The organism is Pseudomonas sp. NPDC089401, assembly GCF_044749485.1.
GTDB lineage: Bacteria > Pseudomonadota > Gammaproteobacteria > Pseudomonadales > Pseudomonadaceae > Aquipseudomonas.
Map to the genome: position 1 here is coordinate 210,390 of NZ_JBIVIA010000003.1, position 12,384 is coordinate 222,773.

7 protein-coding genes are annotated in these 12,384 nt (G+C 66.3%); 2 read left to right on the plus strand and 5 right to left on the minus strand.

What is annotated here, in order from left to right; genetic code table 11:
* Window positions 1-5: 5 nt before the first annotated feature.
* On the minus strand, window positions 6-1,508 hold the full coding sequence (gene proP, locus ACIP21_RS08425; RefSeq protein ID WP_400686326.1) for a glycine betaine/L-proline transporter ProP: 1,503 nt from the start codon (window positions 1,506-1,508) through the stop codon (window positions 6-8).
* 222 nt (window positions 1,509-1,730) lie between these two features.
* Here proP and ACIP21_RS08430 point away from each other — a divergent pair, with 222 nt between their 5' ends.
* Together ACIP21_RS08430 and ACIP21_RS08435 are read left to right on the plus strand one after the other, a co-directional pair.
* Entirely contained in the window at window positions 1,731-3,050 is a 1,320-nt protein-coding gene (locus ACIP21_RS08430) for an NAD(P)/FAD-dependent oxidoreductase (RefSeq protein WP_400686329.1), read from the plus strand.
* A gap of 49 nt (window positions 3,051-3,099) precedes the next feature.
* Window positions 3,100-4,434, plus strand: coding sequence for an MFS transporter (locus tag ACIP21_RS08435; RefSeq protein ID WP_400686332.1), 1,335 nt, complete (start codon window positions 3,100-3,102; stop codon window positions 4,432-4,434).
* A 36-nt stretch (window positions 4,435-4,470) separates the two neighbouring features.
* On the opposite strand, the gene hemB is transcribed toward ACIP21_RS08435, so the two are convergent.
* The 4 genes from hemB to ACIP21_RS08455 all read right to left on the minus strand — a co-directional run bounded on the left by hemB (window position 4,471) and on the right by ACIP21_RS08455 (window position 12,239).
* Window positions 4,471-5,445 (minus strand): porphobilinogen synthase, encoded by a 975-nt coding sequence (gene hemB, locus ACIP21_RS08440; protein ID WP_400686334.1) that lies wholly within the window; start codon window positions 5,443-5,445, stop codon window positions 4,471-4,473.
* Between the two features lie 111 nt (window positions 5,446-5,556).
* The gene (locus tag ACIP21_RS08445) at window positions 5,557-10,737 is read right to left on the minus strand and encodes a S8 family serine peptidase (RefSeq protein ID WP_400686337.1); all 5,181 of its coding nucleotides are present in this window, start codon (window positions 10,735-10,737) and stop codon (window positions 5,557-5,559) included.
* A 95-nt stretch (window positions 10,738-10,832) separates the two neighbouring features.
* Window positions 10,833-11,726 carry a PA4780 family RIO1-like protein kinase gene (locus tag ACIP21_RS08450; RefSeq protein WP_400686340.1) on the minus strand — a complete coding sequence of 298 codons (894 nt, stop codon included), beginning with the start codon at window positions 11,724-11,726 and terminating at the stop codon, window positions 10,833-10,835.
* An 81-nt stretch (window positions 11,727-11,807) separates the two neighbouring features.
* The gene (locus ACIP21_RS08455; protein WP_400686342.1) at window positions 11,808-12,239 is read right to left on the minus strand and encodes a multidrug/biocide efflux PACE transporter; all 432 of its coding nucleotides are present in this window, start codon (window positions 12,237-12,239) and stop codon (window positions 11,808-11,810) included.
* Window positions 12,240-12,384 lie beyond the last annotated feature (145 nt).

Genomic DNA, 12,384 nt, shown 5'->3' on the forward strand with positions numbered 1-12,384 from the left:
TCCCCTCAGTCGATGCGCGGGTGCTGCTGCACCAGCAGCTTGCGCTTGGCCTCGAGCTCGGCGATCTGCGCATCGATGTCTTCGATCTTCTGCTCGATGTTGTCGTGGTGCTCCTGCAACAGCTCACGCGCCTCCTCGATATCCGAAGCCGCCGGTGCGGCGCCGCGCAGGGGCTTGTTGGCGGTTTCCTTCATGGTCAGGCCGGTGAGCAGGCCGACTGCGGCGATCACCATCAGGTAGTACGCCGGCATGTACAGGTTGCCGCTGCTTTCCACCAGCCAGGCGGCGATGGTCGGGGTCAACCCGGCGATCAGCACCGAGATGTTGAACGCGCTGGCCAGGGCACTGTAGCGGATGTGGGTGGGGAACATCGCCGGCAGGGTCGAGGCCATCACGCCGATGAAGAAGTTCAGCAGCACGGCGATGATCAGCAGGCCGGAGAAGATCAGGCCGAGCGCGCCGCTGTTGATCAGCATGAAGGCCGGGATGGCCAGCGCGAACAGCCCCACGCTGCCCACCACGATGAACGGTCGACGGCCGTACTTGTCGCTCATCAGCCCGATGAGTGGCTGCACGAACAACATGCCGACCATGATCGCGATGATGATCAGCACGCCGTGGTCTTCGCTGTAGTGCAGGTTGTGCGACAGGTAGCTGGGCATGTAGGTGAGCAGCATGTAGTAGGTGACGTTGGTGGCGATCACCACGCCGATGCAGGTCACCAGGCTGCGCCAGTGCTGGGTGGCGACTTCCTTGAACGACACCTTGGGGCCTGAGGCCAGGCCGTCGCGGTCGCCCTGTTCGAGCTTTTCGACGTGCTGCTGGAACGCCGGCGTCTCCTCCAGCGCGTGGCGCAGGTACAGGCCGATGATGCCCAGCGGCAAGGCCAGGAAGAACGGCAGGCGCCAACCCCATTCGAGGAATTTTTCCTCGCCCAGCAGGGTGGAGATCAGCACCACCACACCGGCGCCCAGCACGAAGCCGGCGATCGAGCCGAAGTCCAGCCAACTGCCGAGAAAGCCCCGCTTGCGGTCTGGCGCGTACTCGGCGACGAAGATCGAGGCGCCGGTGTACTCCCCTCCGACCGAGAAGCCCTGGGCCATTTTCGCCAGCAACAGCAGGATCGGCGCCCAGATGCCGATCGAGGCGTAGGACGGTATCAGGCCGATGGCGAAGGTGCTCAGCGACATGATCACGATGGTCGCGGCAAGGATCTTCTGCCGCCCGAACCTGTCGCCCAGGGCACCGAAGAACAACCCGCCCAAGGGGCGGATCAGGAACGGCACGGAGAAGGTGGCCAAGGCCGCAATCATCTGCACGCTGGGGTCGGCGTTGGGGAAGAACACCTTGCCCAGGGCGTAGGCGACGAAGCCATACACACCGAAGTCGAACCATTCCATGGCGTTGCCCAGGGCCGCGGCGGTGATCGCCTTCTTCATCTTGGCGTCGTCGACGATGGTGATGTCTTTCAAGCCGATTGGCTTGACGCTTTTCTTGCGAGATTTCATGCCTGTGTCCCAGTCGCTGATGGCTCTATGGGATCAGATACAACGGGACACTAAATAATTCAGCGCTTACTGATTTTTTCTGAGCATGAAGAATCGACAGGGGAAAGAGCGAATAGTAGACAAATTGTATTATGCCGATAGACAATGACAAAATGTCGCACCAGGCGGCCGGGACAGCGCCTCGGCAGGCCAGCGTGCAAGGTCGTTAACCGGAGTATAAAAATGCACAAAGTCACTTCGTTGCCTGGCGATGACGCCCGTCCCGGCTGGTACCACACCAGCCGCAAGCGCCAGCCGCGCCCTGGCCATACCGGCCGCAAGGACGCGCGCTGGACCATCGTCGGCGCAGGCCTGACCGGCTTGGCCGCAGCGCGCCAGATGGCGTTGAACTTCCCCAATGAAGAAATCGTGCTGATCGAGGCCCAGGAAGTCGGCTTCGGCTCGGCCGGGCGCAATGCCGGTTTCGCCATCGACGTGCCCCACGATATCGGCGCCAAGGACTACATCGGCGACGTCACCACCGCGACCAAGGTCCTGCGCCTGAACACCCTCGGCCAGGATTACCTGCGCGACATCGTCGAACGCAACGGCATCGACTGCCAGATGTCCGACTCCGGCAAGTACCAGGCCGCCGTCGGCGCCAAGGGCATCGCCATCCTCGAGGCCTACCGCAGCGGCCTGGAGAAGATCGGCTGCAGCGCCACCCTGATCGACGAGCCGGACCTGCCGGCGCATATCGGCACCTCGTACTACAAGAAGGCCCTGCACATCCCTGGCACCCTGCTGCTGCAGCCCTCGGCACTGGTCAAGGGCCTGGCCGACCACCTGCCAGCCAACGTCACCCTGTATGAAAACACCCCGATCACCGCGATCGACCAGGGCGAACGCATCACCCTGACCCACCCTCGCGGCACGATCGTCACCGACAAGCTGATCCTGGCCAACAACGGCTTCGCTTCGGCCTTCGGCTTCCTCAAGGGGCGCCTGCTGCCGACCTTCCTGTATGCCAGCCTCAGCCGCCAGCTGACTGACGAGGAGCAGGCGCGCCTGGGTGGCCAGCCGGTGTGGGGAGTGATCCCCGCGCACCCGTTCGGCAGCACCGTGCGCCGCACCGTCGACAACCGCATCCTGATCCGCAACAGCTTCAACTTCTACCCCGACGGCCGGCCACGGGCCAACGCCCTGCAGCGCCACCTGCCGGCCCACCGCAAGTCGTTCGAGCGGCGCTTCCCGATGCTCGGCAAGGTCGACTTCGAGTATTCCTGGAGCGGCGCCATCTGCCTGTCGGAAAACCACGAAGGCTTCTTCGGCCAACTGGCGCCGAACGTGTACGGCGCGCTGTGCTGCAACGGCCTGGGCATCACCCGCGGCACCGCCACCGGCAAGCTGCTGGCCGACTGGCTGGTGGGTGAGCGCAACGAACACATCGACTTCCTGCTGGCCTCGCCAGGCCCGAACAAGACCCCGCCACAGCCGTTTCTGTCGATCGGCGTGAACTCGGTGCTCAAGTGGGGCCAGTTCCGCGCCGGCCTGGAAGTCTGACACCGTGGGCCATCAGCGCCCGCAACCTTCAATGAATCAAGAGAAAATCATGCGTTCCACTGCACAACCCGTCATGATCGACGATGTTGCCATCAACAGCTTCCACCAACTGCTGACTTTGCGCACCGGCCTGGGCTGGGTGATGGTCGGTTACATCCTCAGCATCATCGGCGTGGCCAACCTTCCCATGACCGCCGCCCTGCAGCTGAGCGGTGTCTGGCAAGGCATGATCGCCGCCATGGCCCTGCTCGGGGTGTTCGCCGGCGGCTTCTTCGGTGGCTGGCTGACCGACCGCGTGGGCCGCCAGAAGCTGTTCTTCGTGGCCCCGGCGATCGTCCTGCTGGCGTCCCTGGGCATGCTGGTGGTCCAGGACCCGCTGATCCTGTCGCTGCTGCGCCTGAGCTGCGGCCTGGCCGTGGGCATCGAGTACACCGCAGCCGGTTCCCTGCTGACCGAGTTCCTGCCGCAGAAGTCCCGCGGTGGCCGCCTGTCGCTGCTGACCGTGCTGTGGTTCGTCGGCGCGGCCCTGGCCTACATCGCCGGCAACTTCATGCTGGCCGACGCCGGCCCCGAACACTGGCGGGCAGTCATGGCCAGCCCGGCACTCATCGCCGGCCTGCTGCTGCTGGCCCGCCTGGGCACCCCGGAGTCGCCGCGCTGGCTGCTGAGCAAAGGCCGCCGCCAGGAAGCCGAGCAGGTCATCCGCCAGGTCTATGGCGATGACTTCTCCTTGCGCAACATCGCTGATGACAACGCCAGCGGCCAGGCGATGTCGTTTCTCGACGCGCTGCGTGCCGGCTACGGCAAGCGCATCTTCTTCGTGGTGAGCTTCTGGGCCTGCGCGGTGATCCCGCTGTTCGCCGTGTACGCCTTCGTGCCCAAGCTGTTCCAGGCGCTGAAGCTGACCGGCAACCTGGCGGCCTTGGGCTCGATGGGCATCACCCTGATCCTGGTGCTGGGCTGCTGCGTGGCCACCTGGTTGATCAACCATTTGGGCCGGCGCACCATCATCATCCACAGTTTCCTGTGGTCGGGGCTGGCATTGCTGGGCCTGGGGCTGTTCCCGGATGCCCAGGGCTGGGTGGTGCTGACGCTGTTCGGCGCCTACGCGCTGTTCATCGGCGGTGCCCAGGTGCTGGAATTCGTCTACCCGAACGAGCTGTTCCCCACCGAGATCCGCGCCTTCGCGGTCGGCATGGGCGCGTCGCTGGCGGCGTTCAGTTCGGCCATCGGCACCTGGCTGGTGCCGATTTCGCTGGAGCAGTTCGGCATCGCCAACACGCTGTTCGCGGCCACCGCGATCACCATGCTGGGGCTGGCGGTATCGCTGCTGCTGGCACCGGAGACGAAGTCGATGAGCCTGCAAGAGGCGGCTGCGCTTTGAAGCTTGAGCGCCGCGTTAGCGGCGCTCGATCTCACATCAGATGCCGTCGCGGGCCAGGTCCATGGCGAAGTAGGTCAGGATCAGGTCGGCACCGGCACGCTTGATCGCGCCGAGGCTCTCACGCACCACCCGGCCCTCGTCGATGGCGCCAGCCAGGCCGCCGAACTTGATCATCGCGTACTCGCCGCTCACCTGGTAGGCCGCCAGCGGCAAGCGCGAGGCGGCGCGGATGTCGGCGATCACGTCGAGGTAGGCGCCGGCCGGCTTGACCATCAGCACATCGGCCCCCTCCTGCTCGTCGAGCAGCGACTCGCGCACCGCTTCGCGGCGGTTCATCGGGTTCATCTGGTAGCTCTTGCGGTCGCCCTTGAGCACCGTGCCGCCGGCTTCACGGAACGGGCCATACAGCGACGAGGCGAACTTGGTCGAATAGGCCATGATCGCGGTGTCGTGGAAGCCGGCACCGTCCAGGGCGCTGCGGATGGCCTGGACCTGGCCGTCCATCGCCGCCGACGGGGCGATGAAGTCGGCACCGGCGGCGGCGGCGATCACCGCCTGCTTGCCCAGGTTGGCCAGGGTGGCGTCGTTGTCCACGCCATGCTCGTGCAGCACGCCGCAGTGGCCGTGGCTGGTGTATTCGCAGAAGCAGGTATCGGACATCACCACCATCTCCGGCACGCTGTCCTTGCAGATGCGCGCCATGCGCGCGACCAGGCCGTTTTCGTTCCAGGTGTCGCTGCCGGTGGCGTCGAGGTTGTGCGAGACGCCAAAGGTCATCACCGACTTGATGCCGGCACGGGCATAGCGCTCGATTTCCTCGGCCAGGCGCTTCTCAGGGATGCGGTTGACCCCCGGCATGCTGCTGATCGGCACGAAGTCGTCGATGCCTTCCTCGACGAAGATCGGCAGGATCAGGTCTTCCAGGCGGAATTCGGTTTCCTGGAAGATCGTGCGCAGGGAATCGTTCTGGCGCAGGCGGCGTGGACGAACGGAAGGGAAACGGTTGGACATGACAGCTCCAGGGCATTTTTGAACGGCGTATACCTTATGCCTGTCGCGCGCCAGTGAAAAGGCCGGATGACGAGATTATGCAGTGCATCAAAGGCAATAGTCGGCACTGGCTCAGGTTGGCTGGGCAAACAGGAAGTCGCCCGGCCTGACCTGGGCGACTTCCAGGGCATCCAGATAGAGCAGCTTCACCCCCTTGTCCCGGGTCGAGATCGACACGCCGTGAATCTGGGCGAAGCCGTTCAGGTGAAAACGCTCGTCCTTGTCGATCTGCAAGTCCAGGTAGCTGCGGACACCGGCCTGGCTGAGGTCGATCTTGTCGAGGCCATGGCGAAAACCGCGCACCGTGTTCTTGTAGTCCATCGCCTGCGCCTGGCGCACCACCACGAACACGCAGGGCTCGGCGCCGGCCGGCCGATAGAGGATACCGTCCAACGCCGCCCGCCACTGCCCCGCCTCATCCAGTTCCAGCGACACCCCCTTGCCGCCGCCCTCCAGCAGTACCCGATGGGTGGTGGGTAGCTGCAGCGCTGCCTCGGGATCGCCTGTCAGGTATCCCGGCGCGCTGTCGACCGAGGCCAGGAAGCGGAAATGACGTGGCCCCAGCGCCTCCGGCGGCAGGTCCGGCCAACGCACTGTCTGGCCATCGCCGAGCAGTGCCAGCACCGCGCTGCCTTCCTGGCGCAGGCGCAGGTCGGCGAACCCCATACCGGCAAACCCGACCAGGTCGACCACTTCCCGGGCGCCATCGAACTGTTCGATCACATCACTGCCGCCCGCCCGCCGGTGGATCACGTAGCGGTCAGTGCCCGCTCCGCCCCTGAGCAGATTGCTGCCGCGCCCGCCATCGAGCAGCGCGCCAATCGCCCCGGCACTGAGGGTATCGTCGCCATCGCCGCTGATGAGGTTGTGCACCGAGCCTGGGGTGATCGTCAGCGGGGTGCCACCGAGCAAGGCGATGCCACTGCCCAGGTCCACCGCCACGCTGCCGCTGACCGCCGCTGCATTGAAGGTGTTGCGCCCCCCGGCGCCACCGTTGGCCGCATCGTCCAGCACCTGGCGGCGGGGGTCCTGGGCCAAGGCATGGGGGTATTCATCGGTGTACAGGTACACATCGTCGCGACCGCTCGAACTGCCCACCAGACGCAGGGTCCAGCGGTGCAGTGTCAGCGGCAGTCCCTTGGCGGCGGCGCCGACCTCCAGCCGCCAGTCACCTGCGGACGCTTCGCCACGGTAATGGGTGGACATCAGCCCATGCTTGAACCAGCCCGAGCGCAGGCTGCCGGCGTCCGCGTCATCACTGCCGGGCGCCTTGCCTGCGCGCTCGAGCAAGACACTGCGTGTTCCGTGGGGCGAAATCAGCGCCAGGGTCAGGTCACCCAGGCGACCGAGCACGGCGTAGAAATCGACCTCGGCATGCTCGACCCGCACATCGCCTGGCATGTTCAAGGTGAAGGTCGCGACCTGCCCCGGCAGAATCCGCTCGTCCAGGGCCGCGCTGCCGGCGCTCAGCTGCCGCTCGTTGGCCGTGCTCGCCTGCCAGCCCCACGACTCGGCCAGGCGCACCGCCGCACGCGCATCGACCAGGCCGAAACCATAGTCGTGGCTGGCGCGCATGCCACCGCCATTCCAGCTGCGGCCGGCGTTGCCCTGCCAGGCGGTAGCACGGTCATCGACCTGGCGCGCGCACACCGCGAGGATCTGCTGGACATCCCGGTAACCGAGACGCGGGTTGGCCTGCAGCATCAGCGCCACCACCCCGGAGACCATCGGCGCAGCCAGGCTGGTGCCCTGGGTCAGGCCGTAGGCACTGCCCACCTGCGCGCCGCGCTCGGCCCGCAGGCTGACACCGGTCGACAGCACCTGGCTGCCGGGGGCGGCGACCAGCAGGCTGGCACCGGGGTTGGAGAACGGTGCACTGGCCACCTGCAGCAGCGACAGGTCGGCACGGGCATTGATTGCCGCCACCTCGATGGCATGGCGCGAGTTGTTGATCAGCGAACCTTGCGCACTGCCCCCCTTGTCACGCTGGTTGCCCCCCGCCGCCACGAGCACGGTGCCCAGCCCGCTGCGGCCGTTGGCAGCCGCCAGCGACGTGCTCAGCACCAGGGCCAGGGTGTCGTCTACCCGGCCTTGCAGCACATTGTGCACGGCGAAATCGTGCTTGAACCCCCAGCTGTGGTTGGCGATGTCATAGTTGACCATCTGCCCCAGGCCGGTCAGGTCGTCACCCTGATTGGCCAGGTAGTGCCCGCCGAGCGTCGCTTCGTAGCTGACCCCTATCCCCCCTTGGTCGTTGCGCATGCCGACCATCACGCCCGCCACCTGGGTGGCATGCTGGGACGGCACCTGAGGCAAGCGGCCCTCGCTGCGCTGGGTGGTCAACCAAGCGGGGTCGACATTGCCCTTGAGGTCCGGGTGCTCGATATCGAATATTTGCGCGGCGACGGCAAATTCGCCGCCCGGTTCGAACTGGCCGATCCGCACGCCCTTGCCGCTGAAGTCCTGCCACACCGGCCGCACGTCCAGTGCATCGAGGTGCCATTGGCGCGTTGCCAAGGGGTCGCCGGGCGCCTGGCCATGCAGCAGCGTGACCTGGGCCTGCAAGGGTGCGGCGGCATCGCCGCTGGCAGTCGACACCGTCATCGAGCGGTTGCCCGCCGCATCGACCAGCTCATAACGAAAGCGGATGTCCGTTGCCGCCTGAAGCAGCGGCGTCACCTGCACATCCCCCTGCTGATTCAGGTTCACCGTCGCCCCGTGGGCGTCGCTGACCGCAGCGATGCGCAATGGCCCCTGGCTGCCAAGGGGCGCATCGTTGGCCAGCAACGCCGCGGCAGGCACCACGAAGCTGGCGCCTTGCCGGGCGAAGGCGGCCTGCTGCCGCGCAGTGAAGGTATCGCTGACCGGCAAGGCCGCCGGCGCCCGCAGGTCGACGGCGGCAAGGTCGCTGAAGCTGAGCTTGTGTATGTCGGTCAATGTCAGGCTGCCGTCGCGCCCCATGACCCGATCCGTCACCCGGTAGCCGTCCTCGGTACGCAGGATCAGGTATTCATCGTGGCTGCCATGCAGGACCACCAGGTCGACGCCGCCTGCGCCATCGATCAGGGCATCGCCCTGCCCGGCCTCGATCACATCGTCCGCGGCGCTGCCGGTGATGCGGTCCGGGCCAGCACCGGCGTGGATGATGCTCCCCCCGGCCGCCGCGCGGATACGATCACCAGAGGGGCCGGCATAGATGACCGCCCTGCCGCTGCCGCCGAGGATGATGTTGCGGCCGGTGCCGCCAACCAGTACATCGTTGCCGCCACCGCCGATCAACAGGCTGTCGCCGCTACCGCCCTTGATGAACACCCCACGCTGGCCGCCGCTGGCGATGATGTCGCGGCCACGTCCGCCCTGGGCGATGCTCAGCCCGGCTTCGGCCATGTTCAGGCTGACGCCGTGCTGGCCGACGATCAGTGCGCTGTCATCCCCGCCGTTACCCTGCAGGTTCGCCTGCTGGTCGCTGGCGCTGATCACCAGCACATCGTCGCCTGGGCCACCGAGGTAGGTGTTGCTGCCTGCGCCGCCGACCAGCCAACTCCCGCCTGGCGCCGCCTTGAGGGTATCGTCGCCGCCTGCGCCCTGTACGGTGTCCACGCCCAGCGCGGCGGCGTCGAGTTCGGTGGCGCCGCCTTCCCCGCTGATGAAGGCACGGCGGGTGGTCGATCCGCTCGTCGTCCTGAGCAAGGTACCGGCCGGATGGGCCTCGGCCTGATGACTGACCCGCTCGGCCACCAGGCGCACGGCCAGCACTTCGCGCTCGGCGCCATTGACCGTGAATGTGCTGCGGGCGATGACCTCGTTGCCCTGGCGCCGCTCAGCCAATGGCTGCACCTGCCGCAGGCCGATCCGGGTGATGCCGTGCACCGCGGGTGGCTGGAGTTCACCGCCATCGACACGACCATCGTGATTGCCGTCGACCCACAGCTTCAGGCTTGCCCAGACCGGGTCGTCGGCGGTTATCGCCCCGTCAGCATTGCTGTCGACACTGGCCAGCGCAGCCAGGCCGTCGTTGAACGGTGCCTGCCCAGGCTCACCCATGTAGTACTCGGAAAACAGCTGCCGCATGCTGGCGACCTGCCCCTGGCCATCGTCATGCACCAGCAGGCCGGTGTGCCGGTCTGCCCAGCCCGTGCGGCGCAGGCTGCCACTGTTGTCGACGTCGAACAGTACCGGGTCTTCCAGGCCAGTCATGCCCACCCCCTGCCCGCCGAGGTCGAACAGCAGAGGGTCGACAAAGGTGTTGAGGGTGGTCATGGCCGCCAGGCCATTGAGCACGGCGGCGTTGCGCAGGCTGAAGTCCGCCTGCTGCGTGCCCTCCCGGTAGAAGTCGGCGAGGTATTGCGAGGGACGCACGTTGGGGTCGTGCTGCAGTTCCCCCGGGCGGATCCCGCCTGTAGCCAGGCTGCCCTTCTGCGCCGAAACGAAATCGCTGTTGGCCAAGGTCGCGTCGGCAAAGGCGATGCCATGGGTGAGGCGCCGGGTCACGAAGCCCGCGGCCACATCGCCACGGACGTCGTCCAGCCCCTGCACCTCTCGCCGGGAGCTGCGGCGGGTGTCGATGTCGATGATGAGCGGCGAGCGCGGCGACTGCGCCTCCCCGTCCGGCAACGTCTCTGTGACCGGGGCTGGCCTGAAAAGGCTGTTGAAGGCCGCCACCGCCATGTCGTACCAACCTGCCGGGGCCTCGACGCGGTTGATCCACTCGCGGGCGGCACTGCGTACCTCGGGCGGCCCCAGCACGCAGTTCTGCCCCATCATGACGTGGGTCTGGAAGGCCAGCTGCGCTTCCTTCAACGGCTCGCCAGCGGCAGACAGGACGTGCCGCCAATAGGCGTCCTTGCTGTCCTGCGGCATGGCCAGGAACACCGAATGCAAGGTCCAGGCGCTGGCAGGATAGCCGTTGCCTTCGAACACCCGCCGATGAAACGCGGCCACCTCGGCCTGTGGCAAAGGCCCGGCCAGCGTGCCGTCCACCAGCCGGGCATCAAGCGCGGACAGGTAGGCCGTGGCCATGCCGCGCCGAATCACCTCGACCTGTTCGTCGCCCATCGGCACGCCCGCGTCCGCGGCGACCGACTTCATGTAGTGAATGGCCGCCACCCCGGCGATCGAATCGCCCCGGGCCACACCATTGGCCAGCACCGCGTACTGGTCGCCCTTGGCCGCCAGCAGGTCATACATCGCGCCAGGGCCGTTCTCTGCCAGGGCGGCGCGGGCCAGCGCCAGATCGTTAACCGACAACCTCATACACCTGTCCCCGCCTGTGAGGCGCACCAAGAAAAGTGCGCGCCACAGTGCCAAGGGGGGATGCCTCAGGTGCGGTACTTAATCGCTGCGCTGAGTCATTGCAGCCAGGGTGGCGTCGGCTCCTCGCCCTTGGCCGGGCCATGCTCGGCCTCATCGCGTGCCGCCCGGCGGCGGGCGTCGTCGAGCCGCGCGGCATCGATCTCGCGCATCACACCGGCGACATCGGCGACGTGGTCATCGCCTTCGAATTCCCCGCTCAGCGCGCTGTCGGGCCGCAGTTCGCCCGCTTCGTACAAGGCCCACATCTCATCGGCATAGCGGGTGGCCTTGAGCTCCGGGGCGAAACGCCCGAAGTAATGCGCCATGTTCGCCACGTCGCGCTGCAGCATGCTGAACGCGTGGTTGTTACCCGCCGCATCCACGGCCTGGGGCAGGTCGATGATCACCGGGCCGTCGGGGCCCAGCAGCACATTGAATTCGGACAGGTCACCATGCACCAGGCCGGCGCAGAGCATCAGCACGATCTGGCGGATGACGAAGGCGTGGTATTCGCGCGCCTCCTCGGCCTCCAGGTGCACATCGTTCAGGCGTGGCGCGGCGTCGCCGTCGGCGTCGGTGACCAGTTCCATCAGCAGCACACCGTCCTGGAAGTCGAACGGTTTGGGTACCCGCACGCCGGCGCCGGCCAGGCGGAACAGCGCCGCCACCTCGGCGTTCTGCCAGGCGTCCTCGGCCTCCTTGCGGCCGTACTTGCTGCCCTTGGCCATGGCCCGGGCCTGGCGGCTGTTGCGGACCTTGCGGCCCTCCTGGTACTCGGCGGCCTGACGGAAGCTGCGCTTGTTTGCCTCCTTGTAGACCTTGGCGCAACGCACCTGGGCGCCACAGCGCACCACGTACACGGCGGCTTCCTTGCCGCTCATCAAGGGTCGCAACACTTCGTCGACCAGGCCGTCTTCGATCAGGGGTTCGATTCTTTTCGGTGTCTTCATCAGGCTGCGTTCGGGGTCCTGGCTGGGGTGGCCGACATCCTCTCACAGGCTGGGACGAGTTGCTCGTCTGTCTGCACCGGCTCAGGCCGCCAGGCGCCGTTGCACGATGGCATGCCGGGCCTTGTCGAATGCCCAGTTGTACAGCACGGTGTAGGGCAGGATGATCACGAAGAAGCCCAGCTCGACCATCAACGCCTGCACCAGCGAGATCTCCAGCATCCAGGCCGCCACCGGCAGGCACCAGACCACCAGGCCGGCCTCGAAGCCCAGGCCGTGGATGAACCGCGCCAGCGCCTTCCACTGGATACGCGGGGTGGCCACGCAGCGGTCGACCAGGGTGTTGTAGACCATGTTCCAGGCCATCGCGATCAGCGACAGGGTGACCGCCAGCCCGCCCGCCGTGGCCAGCGACTTGCCCATGATCCAGGACAGCAGCGGCGCACACAGCAGCACGGCAAACAGTTCGTAGCCCACGGCGTGGACCATGCGTTCGGTGAAAGAGACGTTTTTCATGACAGATTCCATCGTTGTGGTTGCAGCGTGGCGACCATTCTCGTTGATGGAACTGATACTCGCGACATACCAGCTATCGATTTAATCAATACACATGACCTGATCGAAATTGCTTTGCATCTTCAGGAAGTCTGGACATCTTCAG

Bases quoted from the DNA above. Each gene is read 5' to 3' on its own strand.
- ACIP21_RS08445 (WP_400686337.1), bottom strand. From the start codon at position 10,737: ATGAGGTTGTCGGTTAACGATCTGGCGCTGGCCCGCGCCGCCCTGGCA.
- ACIP21_RS08435 (WP_400686332.1), top strand. From the start codon at position 3,100: ATGCGTTCCACTGCACAACCCGTCATGATCGACGATGTTGCCATCAAC.
- proP (WP_400686326.1), bottom strand. From the start codon at position 1,508: ATGAAATCTCGCAAGAAAAGCGTCAAGCCAATCGGCTTGAAAGACATC.
- ACIP21_RS08455 (WP_400686342.1), bottom strand. From the start codon at position 12,239: ATGAAAAACGTCTCTTTCACCGAACGCATGGTCCACGCCGTGGGCTAC.
- ACIP21_RS08430 (WP_400686329.1), top strand. From the start codon at position 1,731: ATGCACAAAGTCACTTCGTTGCCTGGCGATGACGCCCGTCCCGGCTGG.
- ACIP21_RS08450 (WP_400686340.1), bottom strand. From the start codon at position 11,726: ATGAAGACACCGAAAAGAATCGAACCCCTGATCGAAGACGGCCTGGTC.
- hemB (WP_400686334.1), bottom strand. From the start codon at position 5,445: ATGTCCAACCGTTTCCCTTCCGTTCGTCCACGCCGCCTGCGCCAGAAC.